Source organism: Micromonospora sp. NPDC005171 (assembly GCF_040608575.1).
In the GTDB taxonomy this organism is placed as follows: Bacteria; Actinomycetota; Actinomycetes; order Mycobacteriales; family Micromonosporaceae; genus Micromonospora.
This window is the reverse complement of record NZ_JBEXIM010000043.1, coordinates 1-22,752: the sequence shown is the minus strand read 5'-3', so window position 1 is coordinate 22,752 and position 22,752 is coordinate 1. Positions and strand designations below refer to the sequence as shown.

Annotated in this window: 16 protein-coding genes; 5 read left to right on the top strand and 11 right to left on the bottom strand. The window is 73.0% G+C overall.

Going from position 1 to position 22,752, the window contains the following annotated elements; all coding sequences use genetic code 11:
- Positions 1–6: 6 nt before the first annotated feature.
- The 5 genes from ABZU74_RS29650 to ABZU74_RS29630 all read right to left on the bottom strand — a co-directional run bounded on the left by ABZU74_RS29650 (position 7) and on the right by ABZU74_RS29630 (position 8,452).
- Positions 7–1,509, bottom strand: a complete 1,503-nt coding sequence (locus ABZU74_RS29650) for a hypothetical protein (RefSeq protein WP_355430645.1) — start codon at positions 1,507–1,509, stop codon at positions 7–9.
- 175 nt (positions 1,510–1,684) lie between these two features.
- A complete protein-coding gene (locus ABZU74_RS29645) occupies positions 1,685–3,781 on the bottom strand; it encodes an amino acid transporter (RefSeq protein WP_355430642.1) in 2,097 nt (698 codons plus the stop codon).
- 87 nt (positions 3,782–3,868) lie between these two features.
- Positions 3,869–4,270, bottom strand: coding sequence for a hypothetical protein (locus ABZU74_RS29640; protein WP_355430639.1), 402 nt, complete (start codon positions 4,268–4,270; stop codon positions 3,869–3,871).
- A 375-nt stretch (positions 4,271–4,645) separates the two neighbouring features.
- The gene (locus tag ABZU74_RS29635; protein WP_238670692.1) at positions 4,646–5,416 is read right to left on the bottom strand and encodes a DUF5995 family protein; all 771 of its coding nucleotides are present in this window, start codon (positions 5,414–5,416) and stop codon (positions 4,646–4,648) included.
- A 138-nt stretch (positions 5,417–5,554) separates the two neighbouring features.
- The gene (locus ABZU74_RS29630) at positions 5,555–8,452 is read right to left on the bottom strand and encodes an AAA family ATPase (protein WP_355430636.1); all 2,898 of its coding nucleotides are present in this window, start codon (positions 8,450–8,452) and stop codon (positions 5,555–5,557) included.
- Positions 8,453–8,646: 194 nt separating this feature from the next.
- On the opposite strand from ABZU74_RS29630, the gene ABZU74_RS29625 reads away from it, so the two are divergent.
- On the top strand, positions 8,647–10,908 hold the full coding sequence (locus tag ABZU74_RS29625) for an adenylate/guanylate cyclase domain-containing protein (protein ID WP_355430633.1): 2,262 nt from the start codon (positions 8,647–8,649) through the stop codon (positions 10,906–10,908).
- A 26-nt stretch (positions 10,909–10,934) separates the two neighbouring features.
- Here the strand turns inward: ABZU74_RS29625 and ABZU74_RS29620 are convergent, their stop codons facing one another.
- Positions 10,935–11,480 (bottom strand): YciI family protein, encoded by a 546-nt coding sequence (locus ABZU74_RS29620; RefSeq protein ID WP_355430630.1) that lies wholly within the window; start codon positions 11,478–11,480, stop codon positions 10,935–10,937.
- Between the two features lie 346 nt (positions 11,481–11,826).
- On the opposite strand from ABZU74_RS29620, the gene ABZU74_RS29615 reads away from it, so the two are divergent.
- Entirely contained in the window at positions 11,827–15,111 is a 3,285-nt protein-coding gene (locus tag ABZU74_RS29615; protein ID WP_355430627.1) for a BTAD domain-containing putative transcriptional regulator, read from the top strand.
- 90 nt (positions 15,112–15,201) lie between these two features.
- The gene (locus ABZU74_RS29610; RefSeq protein ID WP_355430624.1) at positions 15,202–15,894 is read left to right on the top strand and encodes a hemerythrin domain-containing protein; all 693 of its coding nucleotides are present in this window, start codon (positions 15,202–15,204) and stop codon (positions 15,892–15,894) included.
- Positions 15,895–16,008: 114 nt separating this feature from the next.
- Here the strand turns inward: ABZU74_RS29610 and ABZU74_RS29605 are convergent, their stop codons facing one another.
- Entirely contained in the window at positions 16,009–16,656 is a 648-nt protein-coding gene (locus tag ABZU74_RS29605; RefSeq protein WP_355430621.1) for a helix-turn-helix domain-containing protein, read from the bottom strand.
- Positions 16,657–16,706: 50 nt separating this feature from the next.
- On the opposite strand from ABZU74_RS29605, the gene ABZU74_RS29600 reads away from it, so the two are divergent.
- Positions 16,707–17,636: an NADP-dependent oxidoreductase gene (locus ABZU74_RS29600; RefSeq protein WP_355430618.1), complete on the top strand. Its 930-nt coding sequence runs from the start codon at positions 16,707–16,709 to the stop codon at positions 17,634–17,636.
- Positions 17,637–17,675: 39 nt separating this feature from the next.
- On the opposite strand, the gene ABZU74_RS29595 is transcribed toward ABZU74_RS29600, so the two are convergent.
- The 4 genes from ABZU74_RS29595 to ABZU74_RS29580 all read right to left on the bottom strand — a co-directional run bounded on the left by ABZU74_RS29595 (position 17,676) and on the right by ABZU74_RS29580 (position 21,264).
- Positions 17,676–18,242 carry a dienelactone hydrolase family protein gene (locus ABZU74_RS29595; protein WP_355430615.1) on the bottom strand — a complete coding sequence of 189 codons (567 nt, stop codon included), beginning with the start codon at positions 18,240–18,242 and terminating at the stop codon, positions 17,676–17,678.
- A 54-nt stretch (positions 18,243–18,296) separates the two neighbouring features.
- On the bottom strand, positions 18,297–19,403 hold the full coding sequence (locus ABZU74_RS29590; RefSeq protein WP_355430612.1) for a nucleotide disphospho-sugar-binding domain-containing protein: 1,107 nt from the start codon (positions 19,401–19,403) through the stop codon (positions 18,297–18,299).
- A 10-nt stretch (positions 19,404–19,413) separates the two neighbouring features.
- Positions 19,414–20,736, bottom strand: coding sequence for a phenylacetate--CoA ligase PaaK (paaK, locus tag ABZU74_RS29585; RefSeq protein WP_355430609.1), 1,323 nt, complete (start codon positions 20,734–20,736; stop codon positions 19,414–19,416).
- Between the two features lie 78 nt (positions 20,737–20,814).
- Positions 20,815–21,264, bottom strand: coding sequence for a MarR family transcriptional regulator (locus ABZU74_RS29580; RefSeq protein WP_355430606.1), 450 nt, complete (start codon positions 21,262–21,264; stop codon positions 20,815–20,817).
- A 135-nt stretch (positions 21,265–21,399) separates the two neighbouring features.
- Here ABZU74_RS29580 and ABZU74_RS29575 point away from each other — a divergent pair, with 135 nt between their 5' ends.
- A complete protein-coding gene (locus tag ABZU74_RS29575) occupies positions 21,400–22,620 on the top strand; it encodes an MFS transporter (protein WP_355430603.1) in 1,221 nt (406 codons plus the stop codon).
- Positions 22,621–22,752 lie beyond the last annotated feature (132 nt).

Here is a 22,752-nt window from a genome sequence, read left to right as displayed (position 1 = left end):
GTGGGTTCAGCGGAAGCAGTGCGCGATCGGCACCTGGCTGCCCTCGCAGTTGGTCGGCTCGTTCTCGACGACCACGCTCTCATCGTCGATCTTGACCTGGGCGTGCATGCCGAAGATGCCGCCGGGCTTCACCGTCGACGCGTTGTGGGTGACCTTGCTGGTGTAGATCGCCACCGAGCCCGCGTTGGCGTAGATGCCGCCGCCCTTCGACGCGGCGCCGACGGCCTCGTTGCGGGTCACGTCGCTGCCGCGGACCAGCAGGTTCGCCTTCTCGGCGTAGATGCCGGCGCCGAGGCCGTGGGTGGTGTTGCCCTCGACCACGCTGTCGTCGATCGGCGTCAGGCCCTTCACTGTCGAGACACCGCCGCCGTTGACTGTGGACGTGTTGCCGCGGATGGTCATCGTGCGCATCACCAGCACCGCGTCGGAGTTGGCGGCGCCGCCGCCGACCTGCGCGGTGTTGTTCAGCAGCTCGGTGTCGGAGACCTTCGTCCGGGCCGAGAAGCTGGCCAGGCCGCCGCCCTGGCCGGCGCTGTTCTGGGTGAAGGAGACGCTCTCCACGTCGGCGGCACCACGGTAGTTGCCGAGTCCGCCGCCGTACCCGTTGGCGCTGTTGCGGTGGAACTCCGAGCGCTTCACCGTCAGTACGCCGCCGTTGAGCAGGCCCCCGCCCTTGCCCGCGGCGCCGGCGGCGCTGTTGCCGACGAACGTGGAGTCGGTGACCACCATGTTGCCGTCGTTGAAGATGCCGCCGCCGCCACCCTCGGGCGACAGCGACGTGCTCTGGGTGACCGTGACCCGTTCCACCACGGCGGTGGCGCCGTGCACCACGTGCACGCTGCCGCCCTCGATGGCGGAGCGGCCGTTGTGCAGTTCCATGTCGCGCAGGGTCAGCTCGCCGCCGTCGCGGACGGTGAAGAAGCGGAACGGAGCGGCCTGGGCGGCCCGGGAGATGGTGGCGCCCGCGCCGTCGATCGTGATGGCCTGGTAGATCACCGGCAGGCCAGCGGTGTCGTCGGCCGGGTTGTGCGGCGGCGCATCGGCGTCGCCGGGGGTCTCCGCCGCGTCGGCCGCTTCCCGGGCGTCACGGATCCCACCGTCGTACTGGTCGGTCTCGTGGAACGCCTCAGTGAGGGTGTAGCGGCACTTGGGCGCGAGGCGGAGTTCGCCGCCGCCCTCGGCGTTGGCAGTGACCAGCGCCGCCACCAGCTTCGCGGCGTCGCACGGCACCGACACCACACCCCGCTTGCCGGTGCCCGGGGTGGCCGGGCGGGCCCGCTCCTCGCCGTCCGCCTCGGGCTGCGTGCCCGGCCGGTCGCCGACGCGTCGGTCGTCGTCAGCCGCCGGGGTCAGCCGGGCCAGACCTGGGAGGGTGAGGGCGCGGTCGGCGGCGGCCGCCGCTCCGGCCGCTCCCACGACCAAGCTCCCCGCCAGCAAGCCGCTGGCTAAGAACCATCGGGACCGCCGTCTGGGTCGGGTCGCGCGGTCTCCCTCTCGGTACGTGGACATCAACGGTGCCTACCTTCCTGCGTACGTGACGTGACCGCGCGCCGATTCGGGCGCGGGGGGCTCGACGTGTTCGTCGGCTACCAAACGTCACGATAGGTCTGCAATACGGACAGGAAGGTGTGAACGTGAATAGTGCCCTTTTTCATCTTCAAAGCTTGGCAGACCGGCATCGCTGTCACCCGCCGACGTGGATGCCGGGCCGGCGCAGCGGGTCCCGTTCGGTCCGGCGGATGATTTCCCGCACCACCGGTGGGGTGTCCCCCCGACCCAGGATGAGATAGCGCGCCAGGTGCGCGATCGGGCTCCCCTCCGACCACTCGAAGTGCGCGTGCGGCCGGACCCCGGTCGCATCACGCAGGGCCAGCAGGATCGCGGCGATCGCGTTGGGGGCGGCCGGGCTGTTGGCCCGCAGCACCCGGAAGCCACCCACCTCGATCCCGTGCACACGTAGCACCTGACTGAACTCCGACGGGTCGACCACATCGATCTCGAGGAACAGCACATCCGCTGCCCCGGGCACCGGATTCATGCCGCGCTGCGCCCGCTCCTTGACCGTGTACTCCTTCACCGACCCCTTCTGCCGCTTGTTCGCGATCAGGTGCAGCTGCCCGTCGTGCGCCAGCGACTCGGTGATGAACCGACGGGCCGCCTCGTCGAACTCGATCCGCTCGGCGCGCAGCTCGGTGGTCCGGGTGACCCGGGAGACCAACGAGACCACGATGATGCCGAGGATGAACAGCGCGGAGATCGTGATTCCGTCCGGCTGTTCGATGACGTTCTCCAGCAGCGCGTACAGCAGCACCAGGGTCAACACTGTGAAGCCGATCGCGGAACCACGCCGGTGGTGACGGACTGCGGAGATCGTCACCGCCACCGCCCCGGAGACCATCATGGCCAGGATCCCGGTGGCGTACGCCCCGGCCTGGGCGTTGACGTCGGCGCGGAAGGCAATCGTGATGCCGACGCTGACGACGGTGTAGACGATCACCACGGGGCGTACCGCCCGCGCCCACTCCGGCGCCATACCGTACGACGGCAGGTAGCGCGGCACGATGTTGATCAACCCGGCCATCGCCGACGCGCCGGCGAACCAGAGGATGAGCACACTGCTCACGTCGTAGACGGTGCCGAACACCTCGCCCAGGTAGGTGTGCGCCAGGAACGCCAGCGCCCGCCCGTTCGCGGCGCCTCCGGGTCGGAACTCCTCCTCCGGGATGAGCGCCGTGGTCACGAATGTCGTCGAGATCAGGTACACCGACATGATCAGCGCGGCGGTGGTGAGCAGCCGACGCGTGTTGCGGATCCGGGCGGCGAGCCGAGCCTGCTTGTCCGGGCCGTCGGCCGCGACCAGCGGCATCATGCTGACCCCGGTCTCGAAACCGGACAGCCCCAGCACCAGCAGCGGGAACGCCAACACGGCGGTGAGCAGCACGTGGCCCGGTCCGCCACCGGTCGTGGTCACCGCCGCCGTCCAGTTCGACACGATGCCCGGGTCCCCGACGATCCGGGTCACCGCGACCACGACGATCACCGCGTTGAGCACCAGGAAGACCGCGACCAGCGGGATGGCCACGACCACCGCCTCGCGGAACCCGAGCAGGAACACCCCACCGAGGATGAGCAGCAGCGCCACAGTCACCACGACCGGCACCAGGGACCCGTGCAGGACGTCCGGCAGGTACGGGTTCTCCAACAGGTGCACTGTGGCGTCGGCCGAGGAGAGGGTGATCGTGATGATCCAGGAGGTGGCCACGAAGCCGAGCAGCACGAGGACGAAGATCTTGCCCCGCCAGAACGGCAACAACCGCTCCAACATCGCCACCGAACCCTGACCGTGCGGGCTCTCGTGGGCCACCCGCCGGTACATCGGCAGCATGCCGAACAGGGTGAGCACGACGATCAACAGGGTCGCCAGCGGAGAGAGCGCACCGGCCGCCACCGCCGCGATGCCCGGCAGGTACGACAGCGTGGAGAAGTAGTCGACACCGGTCAGGCACATCACCTGCCACCAGGCGTGCCGACGGTTCTGCCCCTCGGTCGCCTCGGGGCCGGGCGGCTGCACCTGGTGCTGGAAGAGCCACCGGCGCAGCGGGCTGGCCGGTGGCGCGGAGCGGGCCGGGGTGGCCACGCGTTCCGGCACCACGACCCCCTGCCGGCCGCCCCGGTGTGGGCGTGCCGGATCGCGGGCCGCCCGCAGAGCCGGGTCCGGCCCGGTCGGCGTGTGGCGGCGTCCGTTCCAACGTCGTGGTTTCCCCCGGTGCTCGTCACCCATCGCCAGTCCCACCCTCACAGGTCCTGATCCGACGGTAGGCGGTGCCCCGGTGCCCGGTCGGCGGAACGGGGGACCTGTACGGCCTGCTCAGGACAGGTCCGGGACGGCGAGCAGCCGGGCCAGCGCGGGTGGGTCGGCGACGGTCACAGTGGCCGCCGGATGCCGGGGCCGCCCGCCGGGCACCAGCGCCGGCACCGGTACGCCGAAGCGCAGGCAGATCCCGCCGGCCGTACTGCTGCCGAAGGTCGCACCGCCGTCGGCCAGCGACAGGTGCGGGCCGACGGCCCGCCACCAGCGGTACGGTCCGCTCAGCTCCACGGCGGTGACGTTGCCCCGGTCGGTCCGCAGCCGCCACGGCCCGTACCGGATCATCAGGTCCCGCTCGGTGACGGCGACCCAGGCCGTCGCCGGGCGGACCCCCAGCAGTGCCAACACCGGGCGGAACACCGGATCGAAGCGGAACGGGAACCGCGTCGCGACGCCGGTCATCGGGCGCCGGGCCGAGCGGTGGGACGCGACACCGGGCCACCCGGCCGCAGGGGGCCGGGGCGCGCGGGCCGGGGGCGGGCGGCGGGCCGACGCCGGGCCAGGACGGTCATGGCGCGGGCGTACCCGATCTGAGCTCGCCGACACCCCCGGATCCGCACGCCGTCCACGTGGCCCCGGCCCGGCGCTCCCCCACCGCCGGCCGACACCCCCCGGGCCGGCCGACGGTGGCAGACGGTCGACACCCCCCGGGCCGACCGGCTGTCCCCCTGCCTGACCGACCCGACCTCGGGCGGCCACGCGGGGTGGAACTGGTGGGACGCGCCCCCGCGCTCCGCCGCCCCCCACGGGGCGGAGCGCGGGGACCCCCCGTCCCGGCTACTGCAGGAACGCCCCGAGGGGCGAGAGCAGCAGCCGGCCGAGCGCTGCGGCGTTGTCGTCCAACCGTGTGCGCTCACACTCGCGGGCGTCCGGATCGTGCCGGCACCGCCAGATCTTCTGTGCGTTACGCCAGGCGACATCGCGCGTGTACTCGACCAGTTCCCCCTGGTACCAGTCGTCGATGTCGCCGTTGAGCATGTCGATGAGCAGCTGCCACCGCTCCAGATAGCCACGGCGCAGGCCGGGGATCTTGTCCGCGAAGATGTTGTTGATCTCGAGGTAGTCGTGGTGCTGGTCGCTGCCGTCGACCGGCTCCGACTCCAGGTGGTCGAAAGTGGTCACCAGGGCGAACGGCAGGTCGAAGTTGATGTGCGCGTTCACCCCGGCCGCCGCCGAGGGCAACGGGCGGGCGTCCGGCCCCCGCATCCGCTCGAAGAGGCACGACCACGCCTTCGGGGTGCCGGGGCTGGAGTCGGTCCACAGCCGCATCGCGTCGAAATACCGGGCGGCGAACTCGACGTCGAGGCGGGAGAGAAAGGCCGGGTCGATGAAGCGGTCGTCGTACAGCCCGTCCAGCACACTGCTGGTGATGGTCAGGTAGAGCTTGTTGAAGTCGGCCAGCGGGCAACTGGCCTCAAGCGGAGGCAGCCGGACCAGCATGTCCTGGAGCTTGGTCAGGTGATCGACCACGGCCGGCACGTCCGCGGGATGATCGGCGAGCAGGTCGACGATGTCCCGGTGCACGGGCCCCCAGACCGGTTCGATCATTTCTCCTCCATCGTGGTCGGCGGCATCCCCGTGCCGTCGTCGACGCGGCCCAGCCTCTCAGCCGACACCGGTCGGCCGGATCAGTAGAACGACGTATCCCGGCGCGCACACACGCCGGGATACGTACGCAGTGGTGGGTCAGGCCCGTTGGTTGCGCAACTGGATCGCGCTGGCCTGCACGCGGGTGCGGACCTGGAGCTTGTCGAAGATGTGCGACACGTGCACACCGATCGTCCGCTCGCTGATGAACAGCCGCTGCCCGATCTCCTTGTTGGTCAACCCCTCGGCGACCAGGGCGAGCACTTCCCGCTCCCGGGCGGTGAGCGCCGCCAACTCGTCGTCGGACGACTCGACCGGGACGCTGCGCGTGCCGGTGGTGGTGTCGCGCTCGTCCAGCGACACCCGGGCCCGCCCGGCCAGCTCGCGGATCTCCGAGGTCAACGGCACCGCGCCCAACCCCTGCGCCACCCGGTACGCCTCCCGCAGGAGCTTGCCGGCGGTGGCCACCCGGCTGCGCCGAGCCAGCAACGCCTCGGCCTGCCGCAGCCGCGAGTAGGCGGCCGGATAGGGGTGATTGCGTCGATCCCACTCCGCGGCCGACACGGCCCACAGCTCCGGATCGCTGCCGTCGAGGCGGCTCACCTCGGCGGCGCACAGCGCCAGGAAGCCCTCCACCACCGAGCGCACCGGCCGGGCCGCACCGGCGCTCTTGCGGGCCACCCGCTCCGCGACGTCCCGCAGTCGGCGCACCGCCGTCGGGTCCACCACCACTGTCCGGCTGGCGTGCGCCTCCGCCTCGGCGCGCAGGCCGTGCCAGACCAACGCGGAGAGGATCATCACGTCGTCGGAACGGCTCTCGGTGAGGCCGCGCTGCACCGCCTGCCGCGCCACGTCGTGCCGGCCCTCCCACATGGCCAACCCGGACCGCAGAGTGAGCAGCGGAATGACGTGCCGCGCCCCGCCGCCGGCGAGCAGGGTCGCCACCGCGTCGAGGTCCCGACCGGCGGCCTCGATGTCGCCGTAGCCCACCGACAGCCGGCACCGGGCCAGCAGCAACTCCACGGCGTCCGCACCGGACGGTCGGTGCCGCAGGGCCGCGGCCACCACCTTCTCCGCCTCGGCCCACTGACCCACCCGGAACAGCCCGTTGATGGCGATGGCCAGCAGCCGGGTGCCCCAGGTGCGGCCCAACCCCAGCTCGGCCACTCGTTCGGCGCCCCGCCGAGCCACCACCACGCCCTCTTCGAGGACGTTCAGTGGCCCGGTCAGCAGCTCCGCCAGGTGCAGGTACGCGCAGGCCACGTCCTCGGGCTGGCCGGCGCGCTCGGCGGTGTCGAGGGCGTCGCGCATGACCGCCAGGCCCGCGTCCGGGTCTTCCAGACAGGCCTCGCTGAAGCCCAGCGCCGAACTGGCCAGCACCACCTCGGTGGCCGAGCCCGCCACGTTCTCGGCCAACGCCAGCGCCTCACGGGCCCGTTCGCCGGCGTCGGCGTACCGACCCAGATGCAGCAGCAGCTCGGCGAGGCGGGCCGCGGCACTCGCCCGGTCCCGAGGGGAGCAGTCCGCCGCCTTCAGGGCCCGCTGGTATTCCTCCTCGGCCAGCGCGGAGCGACCGGCGGCGGCCAGGTAGCGGGCCCGGCGGATGTGCAGCGCGCAGCTCGGCTCGCCACCCCGCAGCGTGGCCAACTCCTCCAGCAGGGCCAACGCGCGGGCGTGCTCCCCACAGTGGTGGGCCGCCTCGGCGGCGTTCTCGAGCAACTCGACGCGGTCCACTGTCAGCGGGCCCGGCTCGGCCGCCAACTGCAACGCCGCCGACCAGTGCCGGTGCGCCTCGGCGTAACCGTGCAGCCGCTCGGCCTCCTGGGCGGCGGCCACCGCCGCCGGCAGGGCCCGCACCGGCTCGCCGGCCAGCCGCCAGTGGTGCGCCAGCCTGGCCTGGTGCAGCTCACCCGGCGCCGTGGTCAGCGCCTCGGCGTAGCGGCGGTGCAGCCCGGAACGCTCGGCCGGCAGCAACTCGTGTGCCAGCACCTCGGCCACGAGACGGTGCCGCAGCCGGTAGCCCTCGTCGGCGCCGACCAGCAGCCGGTGCGCCACAGCGGCCCGGGCCGCGGCGATCAGCTCGTCCTCCGGCATCCGCAGCACCTCGGCCAGCAGCCAGTGCTGCACCGGCTCGACGCCGGCGGCCACCGCGTGCACCACGGCGTGCGCGTGCTGCGGCAGCGCGTCGACCCGGTCGAGGAAGATCTCCCGCAGCGTCTCGGACAGGCCGTCGCGGCCGTCGCGCAGATCCCGGGCCAACTCCTCGATGACGAACGGGTTGCCACCGCTGCGCTGCCACACCTGCTCGGCCGCGTCGGCGGTGAGCGTCCGGCCGACCACCGCGGCGGCGAGCGTCTCGGTGTCGGCCCGGCCCAGCGGCGCCAGGTCGAGCACCCGCACCGTGCGGAGCCGACGCAGCTCGGTGAGCACCCGGCGCAGCGGGTGCGCGCCCTGCAACGACTCGGCACGTACCGCCGCCAGCACCGACAGCTGAAGATCACCCAGGCCGGCGAGCAGGTAGAGCAGGAGCTGCCGGGTGCTGCGGTCGACCCACTGGAGGTCGTCCAGGATCAGCACCAGCGGGCGACCCTCGGCGATCAGGTGCAGGCCGCGGGAGACCCGCTCCAGCAACGCGCCCGCGCCGTCCGGGCCGGCGGTCTCGTCGGCGAACATCTGCAACAGCCCCCGCACCGCCGAGGAGGTGCGGGCGGGCGAGGTGGAGACCTCGGTGTCGAACCGGCGCAGCGCCTGCAACAGCGGATGCAGCGGGGAGGCGTCGCCGATGTCCAGACAACTGCCGGTGAGCACCACAGCGCCCCGCTCCCGTAGGCGGTTGCCGATCTCGCCCAACAGCCGGGTCTTTCCCACACCGCTCTCGCCGGTCAGGAAGACCGCTGCGGTCTGCCCGTGCGCGGCGTCACCGAGCAACGCGGACCGAACCGTCTGCACGAGCTCGGCCCGGCCCACGAGCGGTGCGGTGTCCACATCGCTGGCCATGCCCCGCAGCCTAATCACAGGGCCCCACACCGTTCTACGGCCGCCGGCCGCTTGTGGTACTCCTCGCGTCGACTTTGCGACTAAAGGTTGCAGGTGGCCGACATACGTCGTTCTGCAGATCCCCCGTCGGCCCAGGAATGCCAATCTCCGGAGGTGATCAGGCAACAGCGGGAAGAAAGGCCGGTGCGAAACCCATGACCACCAGCATCATCGTCGACACGCAACGGATCGTCACCCCGCTCTGGCCGGTACCCCAGGAGAGGCGCGTCGTCACCGTCCTCTTCGCGGACATCGTCGGCTCCACGGCCCTGGTGGACCGGCTCGACCCGGAGGACGTCCGAGCGTTGCAGCGGGCCTACTTCGACACCGTCGCCGGTGTGCTGCACCGCTGGCAGGGGGTGGTGGAGAAGTACATCGGCGACGCCGTGATGGCGCTCTTCGGCGCTCGGCACTCCGACGGCTTCGACGCGTACCGGGCGGTGCGCGCCGGGCTCGAGATCCAGGCCGCGCTGGACCGGCGGCCCATGGTCGACGACATCAGGCTGCGCGTCCGGGTCGGCGTCGCCACCGGTGAGGTCGTGGTCGACCTGGGCGACGCCGTCACCGGCGGGCACGGCATGGCCAGCGGCGCGGTGATCACCACAGCGGCCCGACTGCAGGAGTACGCCGCACCCGGCGCCGTCGCGCTCTGCGCGGCCACCGCCCGCGCCACCGCCGGTCTGATCACCCAGCGTCAGCTGACATCGGTGCCGGTCGCCGGCCGGGTGCCGCCGGTGCCGGTCTGGCACGCACTCGGCCCGGTGCGCCCCAGCGCCAACCGGCACGACGGCCCACTGATCGGTCGACGCCGCGAGCTGGCCACCATCCGCGACCAGCTGAGCTCGGCCATCCGGGACCGGACGCCACGCTGGATCTCCCTGGTCGGCCCCACCGGCAGTGGTCGCAGCCGACTGCTGCACGAGTTGACCCGCGGATTGACCACCGTGGACGGATTGCCGGTCCACTGGTGCGTGGCGACCTGCCAGCCGTACCCCGATCAGGTGTTGGCGCCGATCGCGCACCTGCTGCGCGGCGTCGCCGGGATCCGGCACAGCGACGGCCCGGCGGCGGCCCACGACCGGCTCGTCGCCGCCCTGACGCCGCTGTTCCCGCCGACCAGGGTGGCCACCGCGGTCCCGGCGCTCCAGCGGATGATGAGCACCCCGGACGGTTCGGCCGCCGCCCTCGCCGGCGCGGCGATCTGCCGGGAGGTCCTACTGCGCCTGGCCGCCCGCCAGCCCCTGATCGTGGCTGTCGACGACCTGGACCGGGCGGCGCCGGCGGTGAGCCGGTTCCTGCACGCGCTGTTCAGCACGGCGACGGAGCGCGGGCTGCCTCTGGCCCTGCTCACCGTTCACCAGCCGCAGTGGGCCGACACCCGGCCCGGTCCAGCCCGACGGGTGACGATCGGGCCGCTGGCCACCGTGCAGTCCGGACGGCTGCTGCGTCACCTGCTCACCCGGGCCGGGCAGCCGGTGGCCCTGGTCGACCGATTGCTGCCGCTGGTGGGAGGCCGACCCGGGCACGCGGCGGCGTACGTCACGTCGCTGGTGGACGGTGCCGATCCGGCGGAGCTCCCGCTGCCCGAGGCGGTACGCCGCGCTGTCGGCGCGGAACTGGACCACCTCGACGGCGAGCGGCGGGCGGTGCTGATGGCCGCCGGCACCCTCGGCGGCCTGATCTCCGGCGCGGCCGTGGACCGGGCACTCGGCTGGATGCCCGGCCGGTCCGCCCGCGCACTGCGCGGGCTGGTCGCCGTCGGACTGCTGCTCCCTCACCGTGTCGACGGGTACGCGTTCGCCGCGCCCGCGCTGCGCCAGGTCGCCGCCGAGCGGTTGCCCCGCGCCCTGCGGGCCGTCTTCCAGCGCCGGACGGCAGGCGTCGCGCACCTCGACACCGGGCACCGGGACGCCAACCCGTCCGACCAGCGCGCTGGCGCCGTTCGCGCTGGTGCGGTCAACGGCGCGACGGCGAGGAGCGCCGAGATCGTGCGCCTCGACACCGTTGGCGCTCGGGCCGGGCGCCTCGACGCCGTCTTCGCGGCGCTGGCCCCGGCGGGGCCGGGCGGTGCCACCACCCCGACGGCGCTGAGGCGAGGCAGCCCCACCCCGACGATGGCCGCCCGTCCAGCCGCGTCCAGTCCCGGCGCCAACCGCGCGGCGGGCCAACGCCGGCTCCGAGCCGTCGCGTCGGCAGGCGACGTACCGCCGACGACAGCGGCGTCCCCGTCTGCGCCCAGCACGGGCGGTGCCTCCCCCGGGAGCATCGGGCGGCTCGCACCGTCGATCCGCACCACGCCCGCGGGTTCAGCTGGGCATTTGACCCTCGCCGACGCCGGCACTCCGCCGGGCACGGTGCGGGCATTACCCCGCCCTCCGTTGATCCGTCGACTGGATGGCCTGCCCGCCACCGCCTGACTGGGATCACTGCGGTTCCGGACCGGTCAGGACGGTCGGCCGCCGAACTGCCAGTTGTGCACCTCGATGTCGGCGTACCGGTCCACCGTCAGGATGGCGCGCGCCGCGTCCGGGTTCGGCGCTCGGAGCAACGCGGCGGTGCCGAGCCAGGTGACGCCGTCGTCGGCCAGCAGGGGCCCGTACGCGATCAGCTCGTCCGGCTCGGGCGGCACGGCCAGGTCGACGGCCTGCCCGGCGCCGAGGCCGAGCACCAGATAACGGTTGCCGCCGGTCCGGCCGCCAGGAAAGTCCCACATGGTGCGGCCCAGCGTGTTGTGCCACCGGCGCAGCAGCACGTCCCGGTACACGCCGGCCTGGTAGTTCGGCTCCTCGAAGGCGAACGTCCGCGCGGCGGCCGGGTCGGGCACGTCGACGATGTGCACGCTGCCGGTGGGCGTGTCGCCGACGAAGGTCGGGCCACGGGCGATCATCCCCGCCGCGTACCGGTCCATGTAGGACCAGTGCTCGGGCAACAACTCGTCGCGCAACGTCGCCGAGCCGGGCCGGTCACTGTGGTAGCACAGAAACTCCATGCCCCGCATTCTCGACAACCCGGCCCGCTTCTTCGAGCCGGTTCGTCGCCGGCCGCCTACGGCACGGACGCCGAGGCCAGCAGCGCCGCGGTGGGCAGCGCGAGCAGACCGTCGGGGCCACGGTAGGGGGCGGTCACCTCGTCGTACGCGGCACGAATGCGGGTGATCATGGTCATCGCCACGCCCCCTTCGAGGATCTTGATGGTGGCGCCACGATATCGGAGGAGGTGCCTCCGGCGGTGCCCGCGACGTGGCGGTTCGCCGGTCGCACCCGCGGTGAGCTGGCCGACCGGTGTCCAGCGGGAGCGGGTGAGCCGCCCACCGGCGTGACTAGGATTGGCCCGTCATGCTGCTACGGGTGCTCGGGCCGCTTGAGGTCGAGGTCGACACAGGCGGGCCGGTCGACCTCGGCGGCCCCCGCCAACGCGCCGTGCTCGCGCTCCTGCTCGCGGCCCGCGGCGAGGTCGTCTCCGTCGGTCAGCTGATCGAGGATCTGTGGCGGGGTGACGCCCCGCCGCGGGCGATCGCCTCCCTGCAGGCGTACGTCTCGCATCTGCGCCGGCTTCTGGAGCCGGCCCGCGCGCCCCGGGCACCGGCCCGGGTCCTGATCACCGCGCCACCGGGCTACGCGCTGCGGCTGCCCGCCGACGCCGTCGACGCCGGTCGGTTCGAGACACTGCTCGCCGAGGCGCGTGCCGTCGGCCCCGCCGACCCGGGCCGGGCACGGCAGCTGCTGCGCGGCGGGCTCGAGCTGTGGCGGGGGCGGGCGTACGCCGAATTCGCCGGTGAGCCGTGGGCGCAACCGGAGGTGCTGCGGCTGGAGGAGCTGCGGCTCGCCGCCCGGGAGCTCCTGCTCGACGTGACGGTGCGCTGCGGCGACGCGGCCGAGGCGGTGCCGGAGGCGGAGTTGTTGACCCGGCAGGCGCCGCTGCGGGAGGAGAGCTGGCGGCTGCTGGCGCTGGCGTTGTGGCGTACCGGTCGGCAGGGCGACGCGCTCGCCGCGCTGCGCCGGGCCCGGGCCACCCTGGCGGACCAACTCGGACTGGACCCGGGCCCGGCGCTCGTCGAGGTGGAGTCCGCCATCCTGGGCCAGCGGCTCGACCTGCTGCCACCCGTGCCGGCGACAGCGGTCCGCGTCGAGCGACAGGTGTCGGAGGAGGTCTTCGTCGGCCGGGTGGTCGAGCTGGAGGCGCTCCGGCAGGCAGCCGCCGACGCGGTGGCGGGCGGGCCCCGCGTCGCGCTGCTCAGCGGTGAGGCAGGGGCCGGCAAGACGAGCCTGCTCACCCGGTTGCGGGAAGGGCTCACCGCGCACGGTTGGCTGGTCACCGTCGGCCGCTGCCCCGAGGTCGAGGGCGCCCCGCCGGCCTGGGCCTGGGTCGAGGCGCTGCGGCAACTCGCCGAGCAGGCACCCCCGGGCGACCTCGCACCCGCGCTCGCCCCGCTGCTCGGCGGGGGTGACGGCGAGCCCGGCGGTGACGTCACCGCCGGCCGGTTCCGGCTGCACCGCGCCGTCGGCGCCTGGTTGGACGCCGCCGCGGCCCGCAGACCGGTCGCCGTGATCCTCGACGACCTGCACGCCGCCGACGCGGAGACCCTGCTGCTGCTGCAGAGCGTCACCGAGATGACCACCGGCGCCGTCCTGTTCGTCGCGGCGTTGCGGCCCGCCGACAACGCCGAGCGGCTCTCCGACACGATGGCCGTCCTGGCCCGCCGGTCACCGCGGCGGATCCCGTTGGGCGGTCTGACCGCGTCCGAGGTCGAACGGCTGCTCGGCGCGCTGGCCCGGACCACCGTCGACCCGGACACCGTCGCCGCGTTGGCCGAGCGGACCGGCGGCAACCCGTTCTACGTCCGGGAGTCGGCGCGGTTGCTCGCCGCCGAGGGCACGCTGGTCGCCACCTCCGAGGTGCCCGAGGGCGTCCGCGACGTGCTGCGCCGACGACTGTCCCGCCTCCCCGCGACTGCCGTCTCGGTGCTGCGCCTCACCGCGGCGGTCGGGCGGGAGGCCGAGGTGCGAACCCTCGTCGACGCCGCCGGCACCGACGAGGGCACCGTTCTGCGAGCGCTGGAAGCCGGGCTGACCGCCGGGCTGCTCACCGAACCGGCGCCCGGGCGGGTGCGGTTCGTGCACGGCCTGGTCTGCGACACCATCTACACCGACCTGCCGCAGCTGCGCCGCACCCGCCTGCACGCCCGGATCGCCGCCGCCACCCGCCGGCTGCGGCCCGACGACTATCCGGCCCTGGCCCACCAGTACGCCCGCGCCGCGTCGGCCGACACCGCGCCGCTCGCCGTCGACTACGCCGTCCGGGCCGCCGAACTGGCCGAGCGGCGGTACGCGTACGACGCCGCGATCGAGCTGCTCGGCAACGCCGTCGAGGCCGCCGCCACGATCACCGGGGACCGCGACGCGCTCCGGGTCGACCTGCTCGGACGGCTGCTGCGCGCCCAGGCACGGGCCGGTGCGGTGGCCGCCGCCCGGCAGACCCGGGCCCGGGCGATCGACGTCGCCGCGGCGTCCGGCCGGGACGAGCTGCTGGTCGCGGCGTTCACCGCGTGGACCGTCCCCACCCCGTGGCTGACCCACGAGTACGGCGTGGTGGACCACCGGGTCGTCGAGTTGCTCACCCGGCTGCTGCGCGCCGACGACCTGGACCCGGTCGTCCGCTGTCGGCTGTTGGAGGCGCTGGCCACCGAGTTGGACGGCGAATCGGACCCGCGAGGCGTGGCGGCCGGCCGGGAGGCGCTGGCCCTCTCGCGACGGCTGGGCGACCCCGAGCTGCGTGCCCTCGGGCTGGCCGCGCGGTTGCGCACCATGAGCTACGAGCGGGAGGCGCCGGACCGCCGGGAGTTCGCCCTGGAGCTGCGCGACCTCGCGGACGAGCACGGGCTGGTGACCTACCGGTCGGTCGCCGAGCAGGCGCTGGGCCACTGCGCTGCCGCGCTCAACGAGCCGGACGAGCTGCGCCTCAGCGTCGCCCGGCAGGGGTGGCTGGCCGAGACGTACCAGCTGAACGAGGCGCAGACGATCAACCTGTGCTCGCTGGGCGCCCTGGCGCACGTCGCCGGCGACTTCGCCGCCGCGCGGCGGCACTACGACCAGGTGGCCGTGCAGATGAGGCGGCAGGGTTCGCTGCACGCCGAGGCCTTCCACTACTTCTCCACCGGGACCCTGCTGATCAGCCAGGGACGGTTCGGGGAGCACCTGGACGCGACCCGGCGGATACGGGGGTCGTTGGGCCCGATCGTGGACGACCTGCTGGCGCTGGCGCTGATCGGCAGCGGACGGGTGGACGAGGCGCGGGCCATGCCGATCGGGCGGCACACCTACCGTCCGGACTACTTCGAGTCGGCGCTGCTCACCGTACGCGGGATGGTCGTCGTGGCGCTGGGTCGACGGGACCTGGCCCAGCCGGTGATCGACGCGCTGCTCCCGGTACGTGACCAACTGGCCGGTTTCTCCACCACGGCGGCCGTGGTGCGGCCTGTCGCGTTGACGCTCGGTGAGCTTTTCCGGCTGGTGGGCCGCGCCGAGGAGGCGGCTCGGCACTTCACCCTCGCGGCCCGGGTGGCCCGCCGGTGGGAGTCGCCGCACTGGCTGGCCGAGGCGACGGCGGCCCTGGCCGACTGACCGTCACGGTTGGTGGATTCCAAGCCGGTTCCAAGCGACACCGAGCATGATCAACACATCTGTGCCAGTTGATCCTTCGGAAAGGTCCCCGTGAACCAGAACCACCGCGAAGCCATGGCCGACGTGCGCGACATGTACATGGCGCACTCGGCGCTCCGTCGCGAGTTCAGCCTGCTGCCACAGCTCGTCCGCGACGTCACACCGGGCGACGCCAAGCGCGCGGAGGTCGTCGGCGCCCACGCCGAGATGCTCTGCCACATCCTGCACCTGCACCACGAGGGCGAGGACCTGCTGCTGTGGCCCCGGCTGCTGGAGCGCGGCGGCGCGGAGGCCGCGGCGATCGTCCCCACCATGGAGGCGCAGCACCACGCCATCGAGGACGCCCACGCGGCGGTGGTCGCCCTCCTCCCCCAGTGGCGCCGCACCGCACGCGGCGGCGATCAGCTCACCGACGCCCTGGAGCAGCTCCGCACCGCGCTGATCGAGCACATGACCCTGGAGGAGAACGAGATCCTGCCGCTGGCGCAACGGCACGTCACGGCCCGGGAGTGGATGCAGCTCGGCGAACACGGCATGAGCAAGTCCCCGAAGAAGCAGCTGCCGCTGGCCTTCGGTCTGGCCATGTACGAGGGCGACCCGGAGGTGGTCAAGGCGGTGCTGGCGCACGCCCCGCTGCCGGCGCGACTGCTCATGCCGATCATCGCGCCCCGGCTCTTCGCCAGCCACGCCAGGCGGGTGCACGGCACCGCCACGCCTCCGCGCATCGGTGCCAGCGCCCGCTGAGCGAGGTCGGCAACCCGCCCGATTCAGCTGGGTCGGCAACCCGCCCGGCCCAGCTGAGTCGGCGGCTCGCCGTCCGACTACCAGTCATCCAGGTCGCGAAGTGTCACTGCATTACTAGCCCACCTGGCTGCCTCTGGTTACCGATGCCGGCGGCGCCAACCGCGCCACGGGCGGGAGCGGCGTGACATCCGGGGAGGCTTGGAATGCCGAGATGGCGAGCGCGGCGAAGCGCCGGGAGGCGCTGACCTGGGTGGTCGGCGAGGTCGCGTGGATACCGCTGTTGGCCATGAGCACGAGGATGACGTCGTCCAGGACGAAGTCGCGGCGCAGGCGACCCGCTTCCTTGGCACGGCGGGCCATTTCGTCGATCGCTCTGAGCGCGTATTCACGGCGCGCCTCGAAATCAACCGCATTGGGAAAGGTCGAAACAAGAGCTGCGGTAAAGCCTCGGTCGCGTGCGTGCAGTTCACACATTTTCTCGATCACGAGACAGAAACCGTGCCATGGATCCCGATCGGCAAGGCCCTCGTCGACAACGGCTCGGCACGCGTACATCTGTTCTGCGAATGCCTCGGTGACCAGTATCTCCTTTGTCGGAAATCGCCGGTACAGGGTGGCGGGTGCAACCCCGGCGCGCCGGGCAACCTCCCGCATCGGCACGTCCAGGCCGTCAGCGGCGAAGACCGCGCGGGCGGCCTCGAGGATGCGTTCGCGGTTGTCCAGAGCGTCGGAGCGAAGAGCATGAGGCAAACGATCGGTCACGACTCTCACTTTAGCGAGGCGGACAGCAGCGCGCGTTAGCGTCCGTGTGCATGAGGGCTTTGCAATTTTCGAAGTACGGTCCCGCGAGTGTCCTTGAGGTCTCGGAGGCACCGGAACCGCACGCCGGACCCGGCCAGATACGGGTGGCGGTTCGGGCGTCGGGTGTCAATCCGGCCGACACGTACGTCCGCGCCGGCCGATTCCAGGACTGGATTCCGCTCCGTCTGCCGCACGTGCCCGGCGTCGACGCTGCCGGCGTGGTGGATGAGGTCGGTGACGGGGTGACCACGGCTCGGGTGGGCGATGAGGTTTTCGGGATCACGGACTACGCCCAGATGGGCGGAGCGAACGCCGAATACGCCGTCTTGGCCGCGTGGGCACGGAAGCCGGCCGCCCTGACCTGGGAGCAGGCCGGTGGCGCGGCGGGCAACATCGAGACGGCCACCCGAGTGCTCGACCGGCTGGGCGTCAAGGACGGCACCACGCTGTTGATCGAGGGCGCGGCCGGCGGGGTCGGTACGACCGCGATCCAGCTCGCGGTCGCTCGCGGCGCGGCCGTCATCGGTACGGCCAGCGACCGCAACCATGATCTGGTCGCCTCGCTCGGGGCGATCCCGACCACCTACGGCCCCGGGCTGGCCGAGCGGGTCCACACGCTGGTGCCCGGCGGGGTGGATGTCGTACTCGACTGTGCCGGCTCTGGTTCAATACCGGACCTGGTCGGCCTGGTGGCGAGCCCGGACAGGGTGGTGAGCATCGCCGACATCGACGCCGCTGCCTACGGCGTGCACCTGTCGCGCGGCTCTGGCCCCGGCGCTGACACACCAGCTCTCGAAGGAATCGCCGCCGCCGGCGAACTCGCCGAGCGGAGTCGTTTCACAGTGCCGGTCGCAGCCGTGTTCTCTCTGGAAGAGGCGGCCGCCGCCCACGAGTTGAGTGAGTCCCGCCATGCGCGAGGCAAAATCGTGCTGAAGCCGTAGGGTGCCCCACCCAGCCACTGCGGTCCGCTGGCCGGGCTCTCAGCAGGCGGCCAGGAAGGCCAGCACGCGCGGCCAGGCAGCCGCGGCGGCGTCCCGGGAGTGCTCGGCCAGGTCCGGGTCGGTGAACAGGTGACCGACGCCGGGATAGCGGAAGACCGTCAGGTCGGCGCCGGCGTCGGTCAGGGCCTGCTGCCACTCGTCGACCTCGTCCGGCGCGTCGTACGGATCGGGGTCGGCGAGGTGCAGCTGGACCGGCAACCCGGGTCGGACCGCGTCCGGGGCGCCGCCGGTGCCGTGCAGCAGGAGCAGACCGGCGGCGTCGGGGCGTTCGACCAGCAGCGCCCCGGCCACACCGGCGCCCATCGAGAAGCCGGCGAGCACCGCCTCGGGCGGCAGGTCACGCAGCGCGGCCCGGGCCCGGTCCAGCACCACCTCCTGGCCGATCTTGTCGAGCAGCGCGAAGCCGTCCTCGACGGTGTCGGTGGCCGGGACGCCGTACAGGTCGGGGGTGCTGACCTGGTGCCCGGCGGCGCGCAACCGGTCGGCGGCGGCGCGCACGGCGGGCCGCAGCCCGTACACGGAGTGGAAGAGCACGACGTGTCGCATCCGGTCATCCTGCCGCAGCCGACCGTCCATCCGGGGTGGCCACGCGGGTGGGCGTCAGACCAGTGCCGTCAGCCGCGCGACCAGGTCGGTCGGCGCCGGCATCCCGGCGATCTCGCGGCTGACCTGCACGGCGGCGGTACGCAGGCGCTCGTCGGTGAGCAGCTGGGTCAGCGCCCGCGCGGTGATGTCCCGGGGGCGCAACGCCAGACCGGCGCCCCGGCGGGCCACCAGCTCGGCGTTGTGCCGCCGGTCCCCCGGGCCCGTGGTGGCGAGTTGGGGCAGGCCGGCGGCGAGGGCACCGAGGGCACTGCCCGCCCCACCGTGATGCACCAGCGCCGCGCTCGCCGGCAACGCCTCGTCGAGCGGGATCCAGTCGACCACCCGCACGTTGCCGGGCACCGAGCGGGCCGACCGCTCGTCGGGGCGAACCAGCACGATCTCGGCGTCCACCTCGGCGGCGGCGGCGACCACGGCGGGCATGGGCCCCCGCTCGCCGGGGCCGGTCAGAGTGCTGCGGGTGACCAGGATGCGGGGGCGCTCACCCGGCTCGCGCAGCCAGGCCGGCAGCTCACCGCCGCCCACGTAGGACGTGTAGCGCATCGGCCAGCCGTCCTGCGCGGCAACGCTGGGCGGGGCGACGGCGAGGGCGGCGGCCGGCGCGGGCAGCTCGGTGAGGCCATGCCGGCGCAGCGCGCCGCCGAGTCGGGCGACGGTGGCGCGGACCAGGTCCCGGCCGTCGAAGAGGGCGTTCTCCTGGCGTACGGCCGGCACGTCGAGGCGCGCGGCGGCCACCGCACCGGCGACCGCGAACGGCTCGTACAGCACCAGATCCGGTCGCCACCGGGCGGCCAGCGCGACCACCGGGTCGGTGAGCCGGTCGTTGAGCGCGCCGAACAGCAGGCCGGCGCCCCGGGTGCCGGCGGTGCCAGCCAGCTCCGCGCGCGCGATCAGCGGATGGCGGGGGAAGACCCGCAGCGCGATCCGGCCGAAGTCGAAGCCCGGCGCGATGTCGTGCACCGGCAGGCCGGCGTCGGCGGCGGCCAGACCACCGCCGCCGGCGGCGACCAGCACGTCGTGGCCGGCGTCGCGCAGCGCGACCGCGAGCGGCACCAGCGGGAAGACGTGCCCGACGAGCGGGGCGGAGACCACCAGCACGCGCATGCGCCGGATCCTATGTCGACGACGACAGCGAGGCAGGCCGCTGGTCGACGATGCGGCGCATCTTGCCCATCGACCGTTCCACAGTGTCCGGGGCGAGGACGTCGACAGCCACGCTGACGCCGATGGTGTTCTTTACCAGCTGCACCAGCGTGCCACCGGCCCGCTCGGCGGCGTCCACGGCGACGCCGGCCCGCCGCTCCACCCGCACCGTCAGGGTGTCCAGCCGGCCCTGCCGATCCAAGACGCACTGGAAGTGCGGCGACAGCTGCGGGGTGCGCAGGATCAGCTCCTCGATCTGGGTGGGGAAGATGTTCACCCCACGCAGGATCATCATGTCGTCGGTGCGGCCGGTGATCTTCTCGATCCGGCGCATCGGCCGGGCGGTGCCGGGCAGCAGGCGGGTCAGGTCGCGGGTGCGGTAGCGCACGACCGGCATCGCCTCCTTGGTCAGCGAGGTCAACACCAGCTCACCCCGCTCGCCGTCGGGCAGCACGGCCCCGCTGACCGGGTCGATGATCTCCGGGTAGAAGTGGTCCTCCCAGAGGTGCAGACCGTCCTTGGTCTCGACGCACTCGGTCGCCACGCCGGGACCCATCACCTCGGAGAGCCCATAGATGTCGACGGCGTGAATGTCCAGCTGCTGCTCGATCTCGCGGCGCATGTCCTCGGTCCACGGCTCGGCCCCGAAGATGCCCACCCGCAGTGAGGTGGCACGCGGGTCGACGCCCTGGCGGCGCATCTCGTCGACGATCGCCAGCAGGTAACTGGGCGTGACCATGATGACCTCGGGTTCGAAGTCGCGGATCAGCATGACCTGACGCTCGGTCATGCCCCCGGAGACCGGGATGACGGTGCAGCCCAGCTCCTCGGCGCCGTAGTGCGCGCCCAGACCGCCGGTGAAGAGCCCGTAGCCGTACGCGACGTGCACCCGGTCGCCGGGACGGCCGCCGGAGGCGCGGATCGAGCGGGCCATCAGGCGCGCCCAGGTGCGCAGGTCGTCGCGGGTGTAGCCAACCACTGTCGGCCGGCCGGTGGTGCCGGAGGAGGCGTGCAGGCGGGCGACCCGCTCCCGGGGTACGGCGAACATGCCGAACGGGTAGTTCTCCCGCAGCTCCGCCTTGCCGGTGAATGGGAAACGGGCCAGGTCGTCGAGATTCCGGCAGTCGTCGGGGTGCACCCCGGCCGCGTCGAACGCCGCTCGGTAGTGCGGCACGTTGTCGTACGCGTGCCGTAACGACCAGCGCAGTCGGTCGCGTTGCAGGGCGCGCAGCTCGTCGATGCCGGCGCGCTCGATCGGCTCCAGCTCCTCCGGGCGAGGGGTGCGGTCCTGCATCGGCTGCCTCCTTGGCGCGGCGGTCCCGGTGGGGCTGCGGGTACCGTACGCCCGCCGTCGCACGGGCCGTCGCGGCGGTCAGCGGGTGGCGGGCAGCCGGTGCAGGGCGTCGACCAGTGGTGCCAGCTCGGGGGTGGCCTCCGCCCGGGCGAGCGCGTCGGTGAGAACCCGGTCGTGGGTCGGTCGGGTCTGGGCGAGCAGCTCGGAGCCGGCCGGGGTCAGCTCGGTGTAGATGCCGCGTCGGTCGTCGGCGCAGAGGATGCGGGTGAGCAGGCCTCGCTGCTCCAGTCGGGTGACCAGCCGGGTGGTGGCGCTGCCGGAGAGCGCGGCGGCGCGGGCGAGCTGGCTCATCCGCATGTGCCAACCGTCCTGCCGGGAGAGCGCGTCGAGCACCGTGTATTCGACGACGGAGAGGTCGTGGCCGGCCTGCAGGGCCCGCTCCAGGGCGGTCTCGATCAGCCCGTGCAGGGCGGCGAGGGTGCGCCAGCCCTGCGCGCGGATCTCGACCGCGTCGTCGGCGATGCCCATCGCGGCCTCCTCGGTGTGATCGGAACGGGGCCCAGATTACCACGCTTGCGCCGATATGAAGCGCGTGCAAGTATTTCGTTGCCGGCGCGTGTAGTTGCACGCGCCGCATATCTGCCCTCTCCCGATGGGAAGACCATGTCCGTACGCCACAAGTCCCTGCCGCCCGGCCTGATCGCTCTGGCCATCGGCGCCTTCGGCATCGGGCTCACCGAATTCGTGATCATGGGGCTGCTGCCCGAGGTGGCCGCCGACTTCGCGGTCACCGAGCCGGTGGCCGGCTGGTTGATCTCCGGCTACGCGCTCAGCGTGGCCGGCGGCGGCGTCGCCCTCACCGCGGCGGTCACCCGGCTGCCGCGCAAACCGGTGCTGCTCGGCCTGATGGTGCTCTTCATCATCGGCAACCTGCTCTCCGCCGTCGCTGGCGACTACGCCGTGATGATGGCCGGCCGGATCGTCGCCGCGCTCTGCCACGGCGCGTTCTTCGGCATCGGGGCCGTGGTCGCCGCCGGCCTTGTCGCGCCGGCCCGCCGGGCCGGCGCCATCGCCATGATGTTCGCCGGCCTGACCATCGCGAACGTGCTCGGCGTGCCGTTCGGCACCTTCCTCGGGCAGCACTTCGGCTGGCGGTCGACGTTCTGGGCGATCACCGCCATCGGGGTGGTCGCCCTGGTCGGCCTGGCCCTGCTCATCCCGGCCGGCGACACCGCGAACGCCGACCGCCCGGCCGGTGGGCTGCGTGGCGAGCTGCGAGCCTTCACCCACCCGCAGGTCTGGCTCTCCCTGGTGATCACCGTCCTGGGCTTCGGCGGGATGTTCGGCGCGTTCACCTACATCGCCTACACGCTCACCGAGGTCAGCGGCTTCGCCACCAGCACCGTGCCGTGGCTGCTGGTCCTCTTCGGCGTGGGGCTCTTCGCGGGCAACCTGCTGGGCGGCCGGGCGGCGGACAGGTCACTGTCGCGCACCCTGGTCACCGTCCTGGCGGTGCTCACCGTGGTGCTCGTCGGCTTCGCGTTGACCGCCACGAACCCGGTGCTGACCATCATCGCGCTGGTGCTGATGGGTGGGTTCGGCTTCGCCACGGTGCCGCCGCTGCAAATGCGGATCATGCTGTACGCCCACCAGGCGCCGACCCTGGCGTCCGGGGCGAACATCGCCGCGTTCAACCTCGGCAACGCGTTGGGCGCGTGGATCGGCGGGGTGACCATCGCCGCCGGGCTCGGCTACACCTCGCCGATCTGGGCCGGCGCCGCGCTCACCCTCATCGGGCTGGGCGTACTCCTCGGGGCGCTGCGGATGGCCCGGCGCGACGAGCCGACCCGGGCCGACGCGAGCCTGGTGGACAGCACGGTCTGACCCGTCGGGAGGAGCACGCCGGGCCGGGCGGTCGCCCGGCCCGGCGGCACACTGATGATCGCTCTGCCATCTTCCCGCCATTGGAGAAGTTGTGCCAACAGCTCTGGTCAACCCTCGCGGGGCGAAACTAGC